Source organism: Alphaproteobacteria bacterium (assembly GCA_016124955.1).
Classification (GTDB): domain Bacteria; phylum Pseudomonadota; class Alphaproteobacteria; order UBA9219; family RFNS01; genus RI-461.
In genome coordinates, this window is the sequence record WGMR01000007.1 from 212,646 (window position 1) to 233,308 (window position 20,663).

The window sequence follows — 20,663 nt, forward strand, 5'->3', positions numbered from 1 at the left end:
CATGGCAAATCAGACTGCCCCACCGAAAAACCCGGCCGCCGCAGCGGGCGCCGCGCTTTCGCGGGCGCTGGTGCCGCTGCGCCGCGGGGGGACGGAAAGCGCAACCGTGCGCACGCGTCCGCGCGGCAAGGACGGTCCGTTCGGCCTGTTCGACGACACGCTCACGGCCGCCGAGGCGCGGCTTGATCTTCGGACCTTCCACGCGCGCTTCACGCGTTTGCGCCGGCTTGTGATGATGGAGGTGTGGGCGATCATCGCGCTTGTGGGGCTGATGATTGTCGGCGTGCCCATGCTGGGCACCAAGAACGTCTATTTCGCCACCACGCCTGCGGGGCAGGTCAAGCGCATGGTTGCGCTGACCATGCCGAACATGACGCACCAGGCCGTGCTTTCGTGGGTGACCACGACCGTAACCCAGGTCATGACCTACAACTTCGCGAACTTTAACCAGGAGATATCGAAGCATCAGCGCAAGTTCCTGTCCAAAAGCTGGGAACAGTTCGTCAAGGTTCTGCTGCAGGACGACATGCTGAAAAAGTTCCAGCAACAGGAATTGGTGCTGACGACGGCGCCGTTCGGCGCGCCCGTGATCACATCGGAAGGGGTTGTGGACAAACGCTATCAGTGGGTTGTGCAGCTGCCCGTTATCATGAACTATGTGACCAACAACAACCGCAGCGTGCAAAGACGCAATATTGTTGAATTGACCGTGGTGCGGGTGCCGACCACGGAAAACCCGGACGGCGTTGCCATCAAGGTGTGGAACGCCAAGAAACGTAAGGAATAAGGATGATTTGCCCGGGCAAGGCTGAAAAGTACCGGTTTTGTGTGGCTGCGGGGCAACCGGGCCCGGTCAAGGGCCGTGCCCGCACATGGCGGGTCGCCAATTTGCTTAACGCCCTGCATAATAAAGGTTATAACCGGAAAATAAGGTTGATTCGGCGCGCCACGGCGCCGTGCCAGCCGCGCGGCGGTCCCGGCGAAACGGGGCCCGGTGAAGGATTGTGTATGCGCTCGTTGCCCATGTTCCCAGCCCTGCTGATGCTGTGCGCCTTTCTGGCGCTTATGCCGCGCATGGCCGGCGCACAGGAAGGCGGCATTGATCTGCCTGCGCCGCCGCAATCCGGCGAAATTACATCCGATCCCGATCTTTTGATGATGGAAGCCAGCGAAGCGGCTGCGGCGGCGGAGATGGATGCCGAGCAGGAGCGTGCCAAAGAAAAGCACAATGATTTATCCTACGAGCGCGCGACCATGAGCACGCTGCCGCTTTCGCCCGAACAGGTGCGCGCCTTCATGCGCCGCCTTGAAACCACGCAGGAAGCGGCGGTGCCGCCCACGACCGGTGCGCCGAAGGGCGAGGTGAAGGTCCAGACCGTTTCGCTTGATCCCGGCGTCGATCCGCCGGTCGTCAACGTGGCGGCCGGTTATGTCACCACGATCGCGATGCTGGATTCGACCGGCGAACCGTGGCCGATCCTCGATGTCGGCGTCGGCGGCAACTTTGAAGTGTCGCCCACCGCCGCGGGCACGCATGTTGTCCGCATCACGCCGCTGACCCGTTTTGGCGATGGCAATATCTCGGTCCTGCTCAAGGAATTCAAGACCCCGATCATCTTCCGCCTCGTCGCCGGCGGGCCGAAGGTGCATCTGCGTTTCGATGCCCGCATACCGATGATAGGGCCCAACGGCAAGGCCCCGCTGATCAGCCGCCCGCGCCTGAGCGCCGGCGACGCCCTGATCATGGCGTTTCTCGATAACGCGCCGCCGCGCGATGCCAAGCGCCTGAAGGTTGGCGGCATGGATACGCGCACCATGGCATGGTCGATGGGGGAAAAGGTTTTCGTGCGCACGCCGCTGACCTTGCTGTCGCCCGCCTGGAATGCCAGTGTTGCTTCATCGGACGGGATGACGGTTTACGAAATAGGTGATGCGCCCGTGCTGCTTTTGTCGGATAACGGCGCGATGGTGCGGGCACGCCTTGCGCGGGAAGAAGAATGATGGCTGATAACGAAGACGATTTCGAAGAACAAGCCGCCGGCTTCGAGGAGTCGATGGAAGAGCCCGTCCTTTCCGAAGATACGGAAGACGGCGGCGCCGGTCGCCGTGAACGCATGATGGCGAACGTGTCGGAAGCTTGGCGTACGCAGCCCTTCTTCAAGCTTGTTGTCGTTATGATCGTGGTTGCGGCCGTGATCGCTTCGATCATGAGCCTGACCAGCAGCCCGAACACCCCGGTTCCCTCAAGGGTCGCGAGCACGCCTGACCTGCGCGAAGCGCCGGGCGGCACCGCGACCCCTGCATTCATCGAAGCGCAAAAACAGGCGGCCGCACAGCGCGCCGCCGCGGCGCAAAAAACCGGCGGCAGCGCGATGCCGACGCCGGTCGGCACCGGCATTTCGCTTGATGACCTTGAAAACAAGGACGAGAATGAAGGCGACAAGCTGGCGGAATTCCGCGACGAACTGGCGCGCATGAAGCAGCAGCAAAAGGTGCAGGTGCAGCAGATCCAGCAGCAGGTGAAGCAGCAACGCCCCGAACAATTCGACGACAAGCTTTCGCAGGCGATGCGTTCGCAGATGAACCAGTTGCTTGAAGGCTGGCAACCAAAGCAGCTGCAGCTGGTTTCCGGCACTTCGTTGAAGGACGAGCTGAAGGCGAAGGATGATGCGGGCAAGGATGGCGGCAAGGATGCCCCGGAAACCGCTGCGCCGCCAAGCACCATCCTTGTGCCGGCGGGCACGGTCAATTACGGCCAGATGCTGACGGAAGCGAATTCGGATGTGCCTGGCCCGATTTTGGCGCAAATCCTTTCCGGCCCGCTTGCGGGCGCGCGCGCGGTCGGTTCGTTCAAATATTTCGAAGAATATCTTGTGCTGACCTTTAATCTCATCAGCTACAAGGGCAAGGATTATTCGGTCAATGCGCTCGCGCTCGATCCCGAAAGCACGCTCGGCGGTCTCGCGACCGAAGTTGATCACCGTTACTTCACGCGTGTGATTTTGCCCGCCGCCGCCGCTTTCGCGCGCGGTATCGGGCGGGCGCTGGCGCAAGGCGGATCGACCACCACGATCAACAACGATACGACGTTGCAGGAACAGGGCAAGAAAAGCATCAGCCAGGGCGTGTATGAAGGTTTGAGCGAAGCCGGGGAAACGGTCGGCACCTTCCTGCAGCAAAAGGCGGATGCAACCAAGACGCTTGTGCGCGTCGCTTCGGGCGCGCCGATCGGGATTTTCTTTGTCGAATCGGTCACAGACCGCGCGCCGGAACCGCCGTCCTATGCGCCCTATGCCGGCGGCTATTACAACGGCGCCGTGTCGCAAGGCGGTTACGCGCCGCAAGCCGGCTATGCGCCGCCCGGCAGCGCGCCCGCATACCAGGCCGGTGCGAATGTCACCAACTATCCGCAGCCGGGTTCGGTGCCCGTCCCCAGCACCGCGCCCACAAATGCATCTTATGCGGCCCCCGCGCCCTGATGCACGCGGTTGCGTCGCGCCACGCACTTTTTGACCGGAGCAGGCCATGAACGACGATCCCTTCAAGAACGACGATCAGATCCCGGACGACGATTTCGGCGCCGCCGACGATCTTGGGCAGGATCAGTTCGCCACCGAGACGTGGGACGACGGTCAGCCGCCGGTTGACGATTTTGCCGACATGCCGGCGGATGGCGAACCTGATCCCGCGGCACAGGCCGCTGCACCCGGCCCGGGACAAGGCGGGGAACAGGCTGTTACGCCGGGCCGTAAAAAATCTTCAATCCTGATCATGCTTGTCGTCGGGGCCGTGAGCCTGCTCGCGATCGGCGGCGTGGGTTATACGTTCCTTGCGGGCGGACAGACGTTGCCGCCGGCTATGCCGGCGCCGGACGAAGCTGCGCCGCAACCCGATATGGAAGCAGCGGCGCCGACAACCGGCAGTGCCATGCCGGGCATGGCCATGGATGAAAGCGCGGCCGACAAGCAAGTCATGGCCAGCGGCACGATCTTTGACGGCATGGAAGGCGCGGCGCCAACGACCCCGGCAGTTGAAGCGGACATGTTGCCGCCCATCACCACGGGCGCGCCGGAAAATATCGTGACCGACATGGCGCAAACCGAAGACCTTTCCGTTATTCTGGGGCAAAATGCGCCGCCGGCTGCGCAGGAAGAACCGGGCCCCGCCATGCCGCCCGCGCAGGAAGCAACCGCGCCGGAACCCGTTGCCGCGCCCGCGCCGCTTGCGGAAACGGCGCTGCCGGTTTCCGAAGCGTTGCCCGCGCAGCCGGGTGAAGGTGAACAGGCGGTTGCACCGGTCGAGGTTGTGCCTGCAGCACCCGCTTCTGTTGCGGCTCCGGAAGCCGTGCCGGCCACGGCGGGCGATCTCACGCTTGCGGCACTGCAGAAAGATATCGATGCGCTGCGTCAGGACATTACCGGCATTAAGTCCGATGTCGGCCAACTGATGGCCGCCATGGTCAACGGCGGCGCGGTTTCGGATACGGATGTCGGCGCAATCAACAAGCGGCTCGCGAAGGTTGAAGAAAAATTGGCCGGCGTCAGCACAACGCCTGCGGCCAGCGGGATTAAGGTCGAAAGCAAGACCGTGGTGACGCCCAAACCGACGGACAAAGATACGGCCATGGGAGAGCCGGAAAAAAAGGCGGCAGCGCCCGCGCCTAAAAAAACGGAACCGAAAAAGGCCGCGCCTAAAAAGACCGAAACCAAGAAGGTTGCCGCCAAGCCCAAGCCTGCCGCCAAACCCGCGCCAAGCTGGGTGCTGCGTGGCGCCGTGCAAGGCACTGCCTGGGTTTCAAAAAGTGCGCATTCGAGCGAACTGCTTGAGATCAAGGCGGGCGATGTCGTTTCCGGCATCGGCACGGTGCGCAATATCCGCATGGTCAACGGCAAGTGGCAGGTCGAAGGCAGCAAGGGCATTCTGCGTTAACGGTGCCCGGCATCCTGCCTTTTCTTGGCAGGGCTTTTATGGTGAATGCGCGCTTAACCCTTTTACCCGCCCAGAATCGCTGCCCGGATGATTGTTTCGAGTGCGAAATTACAAACTTGATTCGTTTGGTATATCAGGGCATTCCGGCAAAATTGTCGAAAATTAAATCTTTCTTTAATGCTTTGCGCTTTCCTATAACTGTATGAACAGAAAGAATTTTCCTTGCGCCCCCCTTGGGGCTTCCGCTTCCCGTCGCGGCCCCGCGGCCGGGCGCGCTATCGCGTTGCCGGACCCCGTTCTTGCCGTGCTTAAAAACCCGCTTCTGTTTGCGCTGACGGTGCTGGCGGCCATGTTTGCCATGCCGGCAAACGCCTTCGCGCAATCGCTCAGCTTCGGCGAGATGATGTGCAATACGTTCACGCAGATGGGCGAGTTGCCGACCGTCATACAGATCATCTGCTATATAGGCGGCATTTTTGTAATTGCGCTTGGCGTGCAGATGTTGCGCCAGGGCGCCGAAGACGGTTCGCGCAGCCCGCCGCACAAAGCAATTCTGATGCTCATCGGCGGCGGCCTGCTGCTTTCGCTGCCTGAAGTCGTCAGTTGGGCAATTCAGTCGATGTTCGGCTATGGCGCCGGCGGCGCTTTCTATTGCCAGCCCGGCGGCGGTACGACCGATGGCGGCGGCGACCTTGCCGCGATGATGGTCAACTTCATCGAAGACATAAAGCAGCCCATTATCGCCGGCGTTGCTGCCATCGCTTTCCTTTTGGGCGTTTTCTATATCGCGCGCGGACTGTTCAAGATCACCCGCTTCGGGCAGGATCCGCGCACGCATTCCATGCATATTATCGTTTCCCAGCTGGTGTTCGGCACCATTCTTGTGGTGTTGTCGCAATCGCTCGGCGGAATGCTGCAAACGATTTTCGGGCAGTCCGAAGTTGCGACCTTTGCCGGGATCGATTGGTCGTCGATCGGCGTTTCAGGTGACACAACCCGCGCCGATGAAGCGATCCGGGCCGCAATTATCTTTTTCCAGCTTGTTGGGCTGATTGCCTTTCTGCGCGGCTGGGTTATGGTCAAGCATGCGGTCGAAGGCGTGGGCCAGCAAACCATCGGGCAGGGGTTGACGCATGTGATCGGCGGCGCCATTGCCGTAAATATTCCGCTGTTCCTTTATGCCGCGGAGCGGACCTTCGGGGTCAGTTTCGTGGTTTAGGGACGCGCGTACGGGTTGTGGTATAATGGTGGGTAAATCGAACAACGATGGAAGAAGGAGGCAAACATGAGTAAGCAATTCACCCAAGACCTCGTCGCGGGTGCCCTGATCGCGGTTACGCTTGGTATGGCGTTTCCGGAAATCTCGCTGGCGCAGGTGACCGACCTGTCCGGCTTCGCGAACCAGACCCAAACTCAGATGGGTACGGTTCCGGGCATCATCACTATGATCCTGTTTGTGGTTGGCGTTTTGTTCGTCGGCCTTGGCATCATCGACCTCAAGAAGCACGCGGATAACCCGAACGGCACGCCGCTCAAGAACGGCATCGCCAAGACGCTTGCCGGCGGCGCCATGGTCGGCCTGCCTGCGCTGACCGGGTTCTTCAAGAACACGCTCGGCATGTCGGGCAGCGGTGCGGGTGTCGATGTGGGCGCCCTGAACTTCTAGGAGCCCTATGACCTTCTCCATCACGCTCGGCGTCAAGCGCAAGCTTGACGCCGGGCAGCCTTCCCCCGTTCGCAAAAAATCTCCGCCGCCTCGCGTCAATGCCGAGGCGATTTTGCGTCGTGATGACTATACCTGCCAATATTGCGGCTTCCGTTCCAGCCGCTTTCAGCGCGTAATCCCGCGCGACTGGGCGGCGGCCGATACCAGTGCGAGCAACCTGGTGACGGCCTGCACATTCTGCGAACAATGTTTCGCACTCGAAACGGTCACTGCGATGGGCTCCGGCTCTCTGCTTTGGCTGCCTGAAATTTCTCAGGCCGATCTCAATCACATCGCGCGCGCCATCTATGTCGCCAAGGCCGAGGATAGCGGCCTGGCGACGGCCGCCGACAGCGCGCTTGAAGCCCTGAAGGCCCGCCGCAGCGATATCAAGCGCCGCATCGGCGGCGACGACCCCATGATTCTCGCCACCGTGCTTTTGGAAAACCTTGAAGACGACGAATACCGCAAGCGCGGCGAAAAGCTTGATGGCGTGCGGCTTTTGCCGCTCGATAAGCGCGTCGTGGCCGGGCGGACCGGCGATATCAACCAGTTTCCCGCCATGCTGAACTATTGGCGCAGCGCGGACGGCCCCTTCGGCCAGATCCCCAGCGACAGCTGGCAGGAAATGCTGCACGCCACCACCGAAACGATCGGCAAGGCCTAGGCCGCCAACCTTCTTCCGCCTGGCTGCGCTGCTTGCCCGCTCCCCGCCGCCCCTTCAACCTTGTGTTAATAATCTTTTGATTTGTTTGGCTGATTCAGTCATTTTGTCTGGGTAGCCCCGTTGTTTCCACCCCGAAGGATTTCCCGGTCCGGCGCATGCTGAATTTTCTGGACGAATTGTTTGCCGCAGGCCTGCTGGCGGTCCGCCAGCCGGTGGAGGCGTTCATCCAGCTTGAAACCGCCGATGACGAGCGCACGCTGGTTACGGCCGACGGTTCGCTGATGACGCTGGTGCGCGTCCATGGCGCAAAACAGATTATCGGCGACAGCGAATATCAATGGATTGTGGATCAGGCGAGCGTAAAGCTCGGCGCACGCTTCGACCGGCCCGGTCATGCGATGCAATTCTATTTCTTGCGCGACCCCGGTGCGGTCTGGCACGAACTCGACCGCAACATGAAGCCAAACCGGCAGGCCGCCAAGGCGGTACAGCTCGATCTCGATGATTTGCTTGGCGAACGCCGCCGTAATCTTGCGCGCTTTCTGGCGCACGAAGATATCTATCTGGCATTATGGACGCGGCCCACCGCGGTGCCTGCCGCGGATATGAAAAAGGCGTTCGAAGAGCGCGGCAAGAAGAAGTGGGTCAAAGCCACGCAGGCCCAGCATCCGCATGCCGCGCTGGAACCGCTCCGGGTGCGCCATAAAAGCTACGTTTCCGCCTCGCTGGCCGCGTTCGAAGATGTCGGGATCAAGGTCGGCGCCATGGAAGTGCACGAAGCGCTGGCCGCGATCCGGACCAGCATCTATCCTCAGCTGCGCAACGACCAGTGGCGCGCGAACCTGCCGGGCGATCCGCTTATGCCGCGCTTGCCGAAAAAATCGCGCGATTTTTCCGATGTGCTGTGGCCGCCGCTGCGCCAGCAATTGTCAACGGGCGACGCCAAGATCATTTCCCCCACCGTTGCCCGGATCGGCGATACGCTTTGGGGCGCGCTGGATCTAACGCTTGCGCCGGCGGAACCTTCGCCCTTCACCCAGTTGCTCGCGCGCCTGATCGATAGCGACACGCCCTTCCGCATGTCCTTCCTGATCGAAGGCGGCGGCATGCAGGGCGAAGGGTTCAAGAAATTCATTTCCTCCGTGCTCGCTTTTTCGAGCGACGTGAACAAATCCATCAAACGTTCGCTCGACGCGCTGCAACATCTTTCGCAGAGCGAACCGATCGTGAAGCTGCGCATTTCCTTTGCAACCTTCGCCCCCGCCGGGGAAGAGCGGCTGATCGAAACGCGGCTCGCTTCGCTGACGCAGGCGGTCGAATCATGGGGCTATTGCCAGGCTTCCAGCGCAGGCGGCGACCCGCTGGAATGCGTGATGTCGTCGGCGCTCGGCGTCGCCTGCGCTTCGACCGCGCCGACCGCGATCGCGCCCTTGCGCGAAGTTGTAAAGCTGCTGCCGTGGCAGCGCGCCTGCTCGCCGTTCGATGAAGGCTCGGTGCTGTTCCGTACCGCCGATGGCCGTACATGGCCCTACCAGATGGGTACGACGCTCACCACCACATGGTTCGATCTGATTTTCGCACAACCCGGCGCCGGTAAATCGGTGCTGATGAACGCGCTCAACCTCGGCACCTGTCTTTCGGCCGGTATCGCGCGCTTGCCCTTCATCGCCGTGCTCGATATCGGGCCATCTTCCTCCGGCCTTATATCGCTGCTGCGCGATGCGCTGCCGCCCGAACGGCGCTATGAAGCGATGCATTTCAAGCTGCGCATGACGCCGGAATATTCGGTCAATCCGTTCGACACCCAGCTCGGCTGCCGCTACCCGATGCCGGATGAGCGTTCCTATCTTGGCGAATTGCTGGTGCTGCTCTGCACGCCGCCGGGGCAGGAACAGCCCTATGACGGCATGACGCAACTTGTCGGCTTTGTGGTCGATGAAATGTACCGTTGGCGCGACGACAGCGGCGCGAATACGGAAGCGCGCCCCTATCTCGCGCGCGTCGAGGCGGATGTGGACGAAGCCATACAGAAACACGATCTGCGCCTGCCGCCCGAACCGTACTGGTGGGAAGTTGTGGATGCGCTGCACGAACGCGAACTGTTCCACGAAGCGATGCTGGCGCAGCGCCACGCCGTGCCGACGCTGGTCGATGCCGTGACGGCGGCGCGCCGCCCGCAAATTCGTACATTGCTCGAAGAAACCCAGATCGGCGGTTCGGCCGAAGGCGTGATCCACGCGTTCGAGCGCATGATCGCTTCGGCGGTGCGCGAATTCCCGATCCTCGCTTCGATCACGCGGTTCGATATCGGCGGCGCCCGGGTGTGCGCGGTCGATTTGCAGGATGTGGCGCCGCAGGGCGACGATAACGCCGACAGGCAGACCGCGATCATGTATATGCTCGCGCGGCATGCGCTGGTGCGGCATTGGTGGATGGGGCCGGATGCGCTGCGCTCGATTCCTGAAAAATACCGTGCCTATCACGAGCAGCGCATCCGCGAGATCCGGGAAAGCCCGAAGCGTATTTGCTACGACGAATTCCACCGCACCAGCAAGACACCCGCCGTGCGCTCGCAGGTCGTGCGCGACGTGCGCGAAGGCCGTAAATGGGGCGTGCAGATCGTGCTCGCATCCCAATTGCTTGAGGATTTTTCCAGCGACATGGTCGATCTTGCGACCGGCGTATGGATCTGCGGTACGGCCGTGAGCGAACGCGCGATCAACGCGACCGCGCAATGTTTCGGCCTTTCCGATACCGCGCGCTGGGTGATGCGTTACCGGCTGACCGGTCCGCGGCCTTCGGGCGCCCCGGTGCTGATGCTGCTCAGCACCAACGAGGGACGTTATGAACAGCATCTGATCAACACGCTGGGCCCCATTGAGCTGTGGGCGCTTTCGACATCGGCCGAAGACGTGACGCTGCGTACGCGCCTTTACGAAAAACTCGGTGCCGCCCGCGCCAGGCAGGTGCTGGCGCAGAACTTCCCCGGCGGCAGCGCGCGGCAGGAAATCCGCCGTCGCGTGATCATGCGCACCGAAAGCGGCGAGGTCGAAAGCGGTGCTTCGACCGTTGTTGTGCAGGAGCTGGTCGATGAGCTGGCGGCTCAGGTGCTGGGCCATGGGGCCGAGCAAACATGAGAGACGGGATGACGGGCGCGCCGAAAGGCGCTAGGTTGCGGCATGCAAGCATGGCATACGGGGTGAAGCAATGAGCGGCGGAGGCGGCGGAGGCAGGGACGACAGTTCAACGGCATTCTTCTTCCTGCTGATTTTTCTGTTCGTGGTCGGGGCGCTGGCCTGGTATTTCCTCGGCGTTTATTTCATGGAAGCCATGCGCTGGCTGCGTGTCGGCGAACTGAGCATCATCAATGGCCTGACCGGCAACCATGGCGACTGGCTCGAATTCATCAAGAATGCGACCGCCGCCAAGGAACAGACGGTGCCGCCAACCCGCTTCACCAGCGATGTTTCGGCGCAGGTCAACGGTATCGTGATGTACTATATCAAGTGGCCGGCGGTGCTGGTCATTGGCGGAATCGGCGTCTATGCCGCCTTTTTCTCCAATCGCGTCGGCTTTACCCACAACTTTAATCTTGAAACGCTGATCAAATACCAGGCCAAGGTGTGGCCGGTGATCAACCCGATCGTCGATTTCGATCCGATCAATTCCAGCGCCCGCAATTACAATACGCCCGTGCCCAGCACGCTGCCGCTGTTTGCCGAAGCGCTGGCGCCGGAAGAATGGATCGCCTTTCACCGCATCAAGGTCGTGAACGGCATCCCCGAACGCGAAGCCACCCGGCGCGCCTTTACCCAGCAACTCGGCCCGCGCTGGAACGGCTTCGGCAACGTGCCGATCCACATCAAGGCGTTGATTGCGGCTTTCGCGGTCAAGGGCGCGCAGCGCCGCGAGGAGGCCGAGGAATTGCTGGGCGAGATCGCGATGTGCTGGTCGCACAAGGCCGGGCTGGTGGTGACAGATAAATTACGCGAGAAAATCGAGAAAATTTTACGCGATCCGGAGCTGGGCGGGACGATCGAGCCCGTCGCGGCGCGTTATGCGTGGCGCACGACCGCGATGATCGGCATGCTGAAATGGGCGCGCGCCATGGGCGGCGTGCTCGCGCCCGCACAATTTCTGTGGTTGCGCGGCGCCGACCGCGATCTTTGGTACCCGCTCAACAATTTCGGCCGCCGGGCGTTCCATAGCGAAGGCGCCGGCGCCATGGCGCATTTCATGGCCGAGGAGATTGCGCAAAAGCCCTTGCCCATACCGCGCATCGATACCGCGATCGTGACGCTGAACCAGTATCTTGCCAATACGCAGGCCAAGATTCCGCCGCTTGCGGAAAACGGAAAAGCTGGCAAAGTAGGACGTTCGAAGGCAAAGTAAAAGAAAGGTGAAGGGGGAAACATGATGGTTGCAACCAAGGCCACGATCAACGAACGGGCGCTTGTTGCGCTGTTCCGCGATAGCAACCCGCCGACCGTTTGGCGCATGGATCTCGATAAAAATCACAGCTTTGCCGTCGCCATTCAGGGCAAGGAAGGCGAATGGGAACTCGGGATCATGTCGTCGCGCGGTGAATTTACCGTGGTGGCGCGCTTCGCCACGCGGGAAGAGGTTGATACCGCCTTCGCATGCGTGCAGCGCGCGCTTATGTCCTCGCCCTCCAGCTTGCTGAACAAAGTGATCCGCACCGCCGCCATCACCGCGACGATCACGGTCATTTTGCTGATCGGCGCTGTTGCGCTTAACGGTGTTTCAAGCGGCGATGCTGGCGGCAAAATCGGCGTAGCGCAAATCCAGCCGGGACAAGTGGCGTTACCGGCGCCGACACCTTCGGGCATTCCCTTGTCGGCCGACGAAGTGCTGCAGGCGCCGTAAGTGCCTGAAATGCATGAAGCCGGCGTTTGCGCGCCGGAGGGCGTTGGTGGCAGAGGGACAGGAAAGACAAGATTTTTGCGGCGTTTTAAGGTATATTAACCGTCCAATCGTAAGGCATGGATGGGGTTGTTTGCAGCCCCGTTTTGGCAAGACAGCGGAAGAGCAGCATGGTTACGCCAGTCCAAGACATGCAAATGAAGGAAGCCTATTGGTACCGGGATATAAGCCCGTTATCATCGCGCTTCTTGCTGTTCATGAGCAAGATGGAGCATTGCGGGCTGATCATGATCGGCCTCGCGCTCTCCCTCGCTCTTTCGCCCGAATTCTCGACGCTTGCGGATTTCGTCCTGCTCTTCGGGTTGCTGTATTACCGCTGGGTGCTGAAAAGCCCGTTCAAACTTCCCTTTAAATTGCCGGCCTATGCGGGCCGCAAGATCCGCGATCCCAACAACCCTGTGCCGGGCACCGGCGCTCCGGGCAAGGCCGAAGGCATCCTTTTCATCGGCAACGAAAACCCCACCGGCAAGGAAGCCTGGGTAACCAATAGCGATGCGCGCACGCACTTCCTGTATATCGGCACCACCGGCGCCGGTAAGACGGAAGGGCTTAAATCGCTTGTCACCAATTCGCTGACTTGGGGTTCGGGCTACGTTTACGTTGACGGCAAGGCGGACACCGATTTGTGGGCCGATTTGTATTCCGTCGCCCGCCGTTTCGGCCGCGATGACGACGTGCTGATTTTGAATTACATGACCGGCAACTCGGACGACGGCGCGGTTTCCAATTCGATGAACCCGTTTTCGAACGGTTCGGCTTCCTATCTCAGCAACATGATCGTCAGCCTGATGCCGGATGCGGGCGGCGATAACGCGATGTGGAAAGAGCGCGCGGTGGCGCTGATGTTCGCGCTGATGCCCGCGCTGACATGGAAGCGCGACAAGCAGGGTCTTTTGCTCGATGTCGGCGTGGTGCGCGATCATCTCGAGCTCGGGCCCATCATCCGCCTTTCGCGCGATCCCAACATGCCCGAACGCGTGGTGCGCGGCTTGCAGGGCTATTTGAATACGCTGCCGGGCTTCGTTGACGAAGCGTTCGATGACGAAGGCCATGAGCGCCCGCCTTCGCCCGACCAGCCGATGTACGATTTGCAGGTCGCGCGCCAGCAACACGGCTATCTTTCGATGCAATATACCCGCGCGCTGCAATCGCTGGCCGACGAATACGGCTATATCTTCAAGGCGCAGCTGGCGGATATCGACGTGCTCGATGTCGTGCTCAACCGCCGCATCCTGATCGCGCTGATCCCGGCTTTGGAAAAATCGGGCGATGAAGCCGCCAACCTCGGTAAAATCATCGCCGCCTGCCTGAAGGGTATGATGGGCATGACGCTCGGCAACACGGTCGAAGGCACGTGGGAAGCTGCGATCGGCGCCAAGCAGGCGAAATCGATGGCATCTTTCATGACGGTGTTCGACGAAGTTGGCTACTATACCGCGCCCGGCATGGCGGTGATGGCGGCGCAGGCGCGTTCATTGGGGTTCTCGATGGTGTTCGCGGCGCAGGATATTCCGGCCATGGAAAAACGCGTGAAGCAGGAAGCGCGCTCGATCCTCGGCAACTGTAACATCAAGATGTTCGGCAAGATCGAAGACCCGCTCGATACCAAGAAATTCTATATGGACCAGGTGGGCGACGAATACATGGCGGTCGCTTCGAACTTCAGCGTGCCGACCGGCAGCATCGGCAGCCTGTTTTCCGATACCGCCTTCGTCGATACCAAACAGACGGGCAAGTTCGAGCTTCGGCCCCGCACCACTTTCGATAAGGCGCGCAAATTGCGCGAAGGCGAAGTGTTTATCTTCTATTACGAATTTTTCTCGAAGCTGCGGTTGCTGCACATCAAGCCGCCAAAGGTAAGAGCGTTGCGCGTGCACAAATTCCTTCCGGTTCCCGGCACCACGTCATCAACTGGCGCGCGCGAACGCGCGATGCATGATCTGACCGCAAGCCTGAAAGATCCGGACTGGAAGGCGGAAGATGCCTCGCAGCCCGCCAAGGTCACGCCGGAGCTGACCGCGCTTGCGGTCAATTACGAAACCGCGAAAAGCGCGGGCAAAACGCCGGTCGAGGCCGGCGCGATTGCGGTCGCATCGCTGGCCGAACTTGCGGCCGGTATCGGCGGCGATGATGCGGAAACGCCCGTCGCCCGCGAAACCGCCGGTGACGGCACGGGTGCGCCGCCCGCCCGCCCGGCGCCGCAAGAAGCGAAGCCGGAACCCGAAAGCGCGCCCGCGGCTCCGCAACAAACGGCCCCGGTGCAGGCCCGCCAAGCTGCGCCAGAACAGGAATTCCGCGAAGTGCCGCCGCTGCGCGCGGGCGACGAAAGCGCTGTGCCGGTTGGTGCGGGCGCCGTGCCGGGTGCCGCGCCGCCATTGCGGCAAGGCGATGAAGGCGTGGTGCCAGGCGGCGGGCATCAGGAAACCCCCGGCGTCGGCGGCCCGCCGCGCAAAATGGGCGGCGGCGCGGGCGATTTCAGCGTCGTGACCAAAAGCGGCGATGTGCAGATAAGCGAAAAGGATCTTGTTTTGCCGAGCGATGTTGCCGATGTCGTGCGCAAGAGCGCGAACGCGCTCAGCCGCGGCCTGTTCGGTGCGAATAAGGGCGCGGGCGGTGCGGCGGGCACCGACGACGCGGAATAGCCGGCCGCCTTCCGGCCCGTTGCTTTCTCTGATATCTGTTCGGCATGCTGATTCTCCATATCATGGCCAGCAAGGGCAACGGCGGGGCCGAAACCTATTTCGCCGATCTTGTCCTGCACTTGCACCGCGACGGGGTGGAACAGGCCGTTGTGTGCAGCGAACGACACCAATGTTTTCCCGTGTTGCGGGCCGCGGGGGTAAAAATTTATCCCGGTCCGCTGCGCTGGCCGCTGGCTTTTTTGCAGCGCGCCGCTATTCGCCGGCTCGTGCTGCAGCTACGCCCGGCCATTGTGCATAGCTGGATGCGCCGCGGCGCTGCGTTGGCGCCGCGCGTGCCGGGCATGGCGCTGATCGGCTGGTTTGGCGGTTATTACGATGTAAAATATTTCAGAGCCTGCACGCATTTCATCGGCGTTACCGCCGATATCGCCGCGCATATAAAGCGGGGTCTTGGAAAGCTCGGTATTCCGGAAAACCGGGCATCGCTGCAAACGACCTTCGCAAACATCGTTGATGGCGGCGCTTCCGCCGAAGCCATGCCGATTATTCCCGCCGGCGCCAAAGTGTTGCTGGCGCTTTCGCGGCTGCATCCCAAGAAAGGGCTCGATACGCTGTTGCAGGCCTTGCGCGATCTGCCCGATTGCCACGCGTGGCTGGCGGGGGACGGGCCGCTTGAAGCCGAGCTGAAGGCGCAAGCGCAGAAGCTCGGCGTTGCCGGGCGTGCGCATTTTCTCGGTTGGCGCAACGATCGCGGCGCGCTCATTCGCGCTGCCGATATCGTCGTGATGCCTTCGCGCTACGAACCGTTCGGCACCGTGGTGCTTGAAGGGTGGGCGGCGGGCAAACCGGTGATCGCGGCCCGCGCGACAGGGCCCGCGGCGACAATCAGCGATGGTGAGGATGGCTTGCTGGTCCCGGTCGATGATGCGACGGCGCTGGCAGGCGCGGTGCGCCGCGTGCTGGACGAGCCGGGCCTTGCGGAAAAGCTTGTCGCCAGCGCGGCGCGCAAACACGGGGAAGTTTATTCCCCCGCCGCCAGCACGGCGCGCATGATCGCGCTTTACCGCGCCATAAGCCATGATATGAATGTGTAGCTGCGGCTGCATTTATCCAACCCCGCCGCGACGGTGACTGCCATGCGCATGCAAACACTCGGTTCGCTTTGGTCTGCCTATCTTTTGCCGCGCGCAGTTATGTTCGTGCTTACGCTTGCGGTGACGCTTGGCGCGCTCAAGGGCGGCGCGATGGCTGCGGTCGGTATCGGCGGCGCGCTTTTGCTTTATGGCCTGGCGACATGGTCGCGGCACCGGTTTCCGGCGCCCGATAGAAGCCTTGGGTTTCTGCTGGCCGCTTTTCTTTTGCTCGCCGGGCTTTCGGCGCTGCATAGCATGGACCCCGCCGTTTCGTGGCATACGGTGCTCGAACTTATCAGCATCATGGTGCCGCTCTGGCTTTTGACGGCGGTGCCGGAAGAGGCCGGGCCGCCATTCGTGTGGTATAAATGGATGGCGGGCGCAGTGCTGCTTTTGCTGCTTTTGTTCTGGTGCGAATTCATGGCCGACGGGCCGGTGTTGCGCCTGTTCGGTTTTACGGAAGACCCGGCGGCGCCGCTTTCAAGCATTTTGAACTATTACAATCGCGGGTTTTGTTATCTTTCGGTGCTGATCTGGCCGCTTCTGGCCGGGCTGGCCGCCGCCCGGTACAAACAAACGGCGCTGACACTTTTTGGCGTCACGCTTTTCGTTGCCTTGTTCGGCGAATCCAGCACCGTGGTGCTTTCCCTGCTTGTCGGCGGCGCGGTCTTTCTGCTCGCGCATGCGTGGCCGCGCCTGATCGCGGCCGGGCTCGGCGCAGGCTTCGCGATTTACGGCATCGGGTGGCCCTTTGCTGCGCGCATTTTGTTTGCAAATTACGCGGAGCAGATTTCCCGCTTTCCACCTTCATGGCAACACAGGATGGAGATATGGGATTACGTCGCCGCCCGTATCCTTGATCGCCCGCTAACCGGATGGGGCGCCGGCACCAGCGGTCAGCTCGATACCGCTTCGACGCATGCCGCGCTCTATCATATTGTGCAGGGCCCGGCTTCGCATACGCATAACGCGCTGATGCAGGCTTGGGTGGAACTTGGCCCGCTCGGGCTTCTGGTCGGGCTTGTTTTTGCGCTCCTGCTCCTGGCGCGGGCGGCGGGAAGCATTATGTTCCGGCCCTATATGCTGGCCGCCTGGGCCGCCGCTACCGCCATGGCGCTGCTGGCTTTCGATGCATGGGCAGATTCGCTCTGGGCCACGTTTGCGCTGGCCTGCTTCTGGTTTGCCCGCCTGCGGGGCCAAACGGTGCCGAATGGCCAATAGCCAACCCTATGATTCAGCATAAAGTCGCGTGTTATTAACTTTTCACTAAGGTTTCCTGCAATATCATTAAAATGTTTAGGATTGAGTGTAGCGACGGGCGGGGCCGCATGGCCCGGCGGTCGCATCGGCATTATGAACGTGTTTGCAGGGATGGGGCAATGAAGCAGATGGTCGAACGGTTCTCGCTGCTGCCGCTTGCGCTTTGCGCCCTTTTTCTGCCCGCCATGGCGATAAGCGCGAAGCCTGCGGCGGCCGAGACCTTGACCACCGTAGAATGCCCGCAAGGCTGCACCGAAGAAGATTGTCAGGCCATAGAACGCGCCAGACGCGAAGCCGTGATGGCCCGCACCCGCGCCGCGCTTTGTCCGCAACCGCCGAGCCCCAATACCGACAGCATGTTCGGCATCCGGAATTTGCTTGGCCAGTATTATACGCTTTCCGATATTTCCGACCCGAACGCTTTTGCCAGCGCCGTGGCGACGCAGGCCGTGCGGCTTGGCATCAACGCGGCCAAAAGCGCCATTCGCCAGGCGGCTGGCGCCGTATGCGGCGGGGATATCAATCTTTATGGACTGCAGCGGCCGAGCCTGAATATGCCGGATTGCGGCGATCTGCAAAGCTATATGTCGTCATTGGCCGGTTTCGTGATCCGCGATGTGCAGGATTACTGTCTTGAACCGCAGATGGTGAACATACCATGAGAAAGACAGACATGAAGGGTATGATCTGGCAAAGGATCAAGAAGGTTATCGGCGCTGCGGCGCTTGCCCTTGCGCTGGCCATGCCGATGACAGTTGCCGCGCCGCAACCCGCCGCCGCCCAGATGATTGTGTTTGATCCCGTTGCGGTCGGGAAAAATATTGTTGAATTCGCGCAGCAGGCCATCCGCTTTGCGCTGACACAAGGACAATGGATTCTTGAGAATATTCAGCGTGCGTTTCATGCCGTTTCAGGCGTGCTTCAGGGGCTTATAGGGCAGGAAGCGGACAGCGCAAGGGAAGATGCGGCCGCAGGCCATGCCCGCGCCACCGAAATGGGGGGCACGGTCGGCGCGCAGCTGGCTGAATACGCCCCGAATACCCTGAGCCGAACCTGTCAAACACGCTTGCTTGGGCAAGCCAGCCATGCCGGGGGTGCGCTGGCGCGTAGCGGTGCGATCGCATCTGCCAGGTCTGGTGTAGATGCCGAAGGACGCAAGCCAGAAGACGGCCCCACGGGCACAAAACAAATGACTTGGGATTACATGTTCGCGTGCCGTGCCGGTTTCCGCCGCCAGCCTTCCGATATGTCGCCCGAGGTGTTCACTAAGCTTAATTGCGTCACCGATGGCGAAGAAGGGCTTGATCAAAACGTGGCCGGGATTTTCCAGAAATACCTTTGTCTGCAAAGGCCAACCCAAACCAAGCTGAACGCAATCCTTACATCCCGCGATGGTGCTGCGGCCGCGCAGAAGTTCCGGGATCTGTCGCCCGAACAGCAGCGTTATGTGCTTGCGATTCTGTGGCGCAAGAACGTTATCGGCCCCACCGCGGCAATGCCGAACAACAGCACGCTTTCACCTGCGGATATCTCGGCCGGTGCGGTTAATTCGCGCGTGCGGTTGAAGAAGAACGGCGTATCTTTTACGATTGACCTCGCGATCGGCCTGAAAACCTCGTACGAAAACCCAAGCGAGACCCCGGCCGCCGAAAGCCTGCAAACGTTACGCGAAGGGATCAACGAACTGATTGAGGATCATAAGCTCAATGAGCCGCCATATGACCCGGAGATCAAGGAGTTCGCAGAAGGTAAACCGCTTTGCATGTATGCGATTAACGAAATCAAGGCGCTGACGTTTGAATCGGAAACAACCATGGAAGAACTGGGCTCCATGCCAACCGCCGACCAATTGCCGGCACGGGCGGAACTTGTTCAGGCCGCCGCTACTACGAGGCGCCCGAACGAGGAAGCCATGGACGGCGTGCAGCGTGTTGCGCTGACAACCATAGGCAGTGGCGCCGAGCCAAGTATTGAAGGTGACCGGGCGTTGTTGGACGACAAGACCATGATGTCGCCGCGACAGGTTGCGGAAATGACCGGCGAGCCGGTAGCGGTTGTCGAGGCGCGTTTCAAGAAATGGGATGAAAAACGCCTTACCGAAATTGCCAAGCGCGCAAAGGAAAAGCGCGAAGCCGCGCAAGATGGCAAAGATGGCACGCCGACCGCAAGCACCGTGACGCCGGTGCCGGGCAAGCAAAGCTCGGTTACCGGAGGGCTGTTGCGCCTGTCAGGCCAATAGCGCCACCCGCAAATCCCCGAATATTCAGGTTACACCGGGTTTTCTTGGGGTTTTATGCATGTTTGCGTTGCAAGAATTTTAACTTTTTCTGGCCATTGTGGGCTGTGTTGAGTTAAACGCCTGTTTCCGCCCGTATTTTCCGTGGCTGCTTTCCCGTTCGGGCAAAACCGGCTATTGCTTGTATCCCTTCGTGAATCAGTTTCCCTGCTTTTTCAACAGCCCCGAGAATTAACGAGTTTCTGCGCCCATGGCCGACGGTTCGACATCATCAGGCACAAATTCGCCCGGCGCACCGGAAGGCGGGGCGGCCGATCAGCGCCTTGCTGCACTGGTTGCCACCATTCGCAACGTTGGCGCGCCGCTGCTTGGCGCGGTGACCGAAGTTGCCGGCGTTGCCGCCAAGGAAGCCGCCAAGAACAACCTGCCCCACGATAAGGCCAAGGATGCCGAGGTACTGGCGGCGCTGATCGACAGCACGGTCGATGTCGCGCACGCGATGGTGGATGGCGGGCTTGGCGAGAAGATCGATCAGGAATGGGTGCGCTGGGCGGTTGCCGCGAGCGCGAGCCAGATGGTGGCGGCACATTACCGTGCCACCGGCCGCGCCATGACGCCGGATGAAGCGATGCCGCTTTTGCAGCATGTCGCGGGCCTTGCGGAAAAGTTCAAATCGCTTGCGCCGCGCGATCAGGAGCCGGTCGCGAATTCGATCGCCACTTTCCACGCCAAGACGATCGAGGCCTTGGTGCCGGTCGTGAACGCGGTCGCACAATATTCCTTTGGCCGTGCCGAACATTCCCTGGTGGCTGACGTGGCCGAGCGGCTTGTGAAAACCGCAGATCAGATCACGCGTTCGCTTGCGCCTGCCGGCGCCAGCCCGGGCGAATGGCGCATTCTTTGCTGGTCTGTGCTGCGCGCTGCCGGCCAAGTTTATGCCGACAGCCATTATGCCGAAGCCGACCGCCTGCTTTATATGGATGAGGCCGCGAGGGCCGAATATTTTGCCAAAAACGAGCAAAAACCGCCTCTGGGGCCGGTGTGGCAGAATTTTAACCAACGTATGGGTATGCTGGCTACATTGGCTGCCTACCTGGAAGTACCGGCCTCTGCGCGGCTTGACGCGCAGGGCTGGCAATAAGGAGAG

At 61.1% G+C, this 20,663-nt stretch carries 16 protein-coding genes; all 16 read left to right on the plus strand.

Features of this window, described 5'->3' with window-relative positions:
* Position 1 precedes the first annotated feature (1 nt).
* Positions 2-787, plus strand: a complete 786-nt coding sequence (locus tag GC131_06920; protein ID MBI1273798.1) for a hypothetical protein — start codon at positions 2-4, stop codon at positions 785-787.
* 2 nt (positions 788-789) lie between these two features.
* On the plus strand, positions 790-2,001 hold the full coding sequence (locus GC131_06925; GenBank protein MBI1273799.1) for a type IV secretion protein DotH: 1,212 nt from the start codon (positions 790-792) through the stop codon (positions 1,999-2,001).
* Positions 1,998-3,479: a hypothetical protein gene (locus GC131_06930; GenBank protein MBI1273800.1), complete on the plus strand. Its 1,482-nt coding sequence runs from the start codon at positions 1,998-2,000 to the stop codon at positions 3,477-3,479. The genes GC131_06925 and GC131_06930 overlap by 4 nt, the downstream gene beginning before the upstream one ends.
* 46 nt (positions 3,480-3,525) lie before the next feature.
* On the plus strand, positions 3,526-4,929 hold the full coding sequence (locus GC131_06935) for a hypothetical protein (GenBank protein ID MBI1273801.1): 1,404 nt from the start codon (positions 3,526-3,528) through the stop codon (positions 4,927-4,929).
* Positions 4,930-5,212: 283 nt separating this feature from the next.
* Entirely contained in the window at positions 5,213-6,148 is a 936-nt protein-coding gene (locus GC131_06940) for a hypothetical protein (protein MBI1273802.1), read from the plus strand.
* A gap of 66 nt (positions 6,149-6,214) precedes the next feature.
* Positions 6,215-6,595: a hypothetical protein gene (locus GC131_06945; GenBank protein MBI1273803.1), complete on the plus strand. Its 381-nt coding sequence runs from the start codon at positions 6,215-6,217 to the stop codon at positions 6,593-6,595.
* Positions 6,596-6,602: 7 nt separating this feature from the next.
* The gene (locus GC131_06950; GenBank protein MBI1273804.1) at positions 6,603-7,301 is read left to right on the plus strand and encodes a type IV secretion protein DotN; all 699 of its coding nucleotides are present in this window, start codon (positions 6,603-6,605) and stop codon (positions 7,299-7,301) included.
* Positions 7,302-7,456: 155 nt separating this feature from the next.
* Positions 7,457-10,438, plus strand: coding sequence for a type IV secretion protein IcmB (locus tag GC131_06955; GenBank protein ID MBI1273805.1), 2,982 nt, complete (start codon positions 7,457-7,459; stop codon positions 10,436-10,438).
* A 70-nt stretch (positions 10,439-10,508) separates the two neighbouring features.
* Entirely contained in the window at positions 10,509-11,693 is a 1,185-nt protein-coding gene (locus tag GC131_06960) for a hypothetical protein (GenBank protein MBI1273806.1), read from the plus strand.
* A 21-nt stretch (positions 11,694-11,714) separates the two neighbouring features.
* Entirely contained in the window at positions 11,715-12,188 is a 474-nt protein-coding gene (locus tag GC131_06965; GenBank protein MBI1273807.1) for a hypothetical protein, read from the plus strand.
* A 116-nt stretch (positions 12,189-12,304) separates the two neighbouring features.
* On the plus strand, positions 12,305-14,887 hold the full coding sequence (locus GC131_06970) for a TraM recognition domain-containing protein (protein ID MBI1273808.1): 2,583 nt from the start codon (positions 12,305-12,307) through the stop codon (positions 14,885-14,887).
* Between the two features lie 44 nt (positions 14,888-14,931).
* Positions 14,932-15,981: a glycosyltransferase gene (locus GC131_06975; protein ID MBI1273809.1), complete on the plus strand. Its 1,050-nt coding sequence runs from the start codon at positions 14,932-14,934 to the stop codon at positions 15,979-15,981.
* A 42-nt stretch (positions 15,982-16,023) separates the two neighbouring features.
* Positions 16,024-17,241, plus strand: coding sequence for a hypothetical protein (locus GC131_06980; protein ID MBI1273810.1), 1,218 nt, complete (start codon positions 16,024-16,026; stop codon positions 17,239-17,241).
* Between the two features lie 158 nt (positions 17,242-17,399).
* Positions 17,400-17,942 (plus strand): hypothetical protein, encoded by a 543-nt coding sequence (locus GC131_06985; GenBank protein MBI1273811.1) that lies wholly within the window; start codon positions 17,400-17,402, stop codon positions 17,940-17,942.
* Complete coding sequence (locus GC131_06990) at positions 17,939-19,519, plus strand: hypothetical protein (GenBank protein MBI1273812.1); 1,581 nt, start codon at positions 17,939-17,941, stop codon at positions 19,517-19,519. Before GC131_06985 ends, GC131_06990 begins: the two co-directional genes overlap by 4 nt.
* A 247-nt stretch (positions 19,520-19,766) precedes the next feature.
* Positions 19,767-20,657, plus strand: coding sequence for a hypothetical protein (locus tag GC131_06995; protein MBI1273813.1), 891 nt, complete (start codon positions 19,767-19,769; stop codon positions 20,655-20,657).
* The last annotated feature ends 6 nt before the right edge of the window (positions 20,658-20,663 follow it).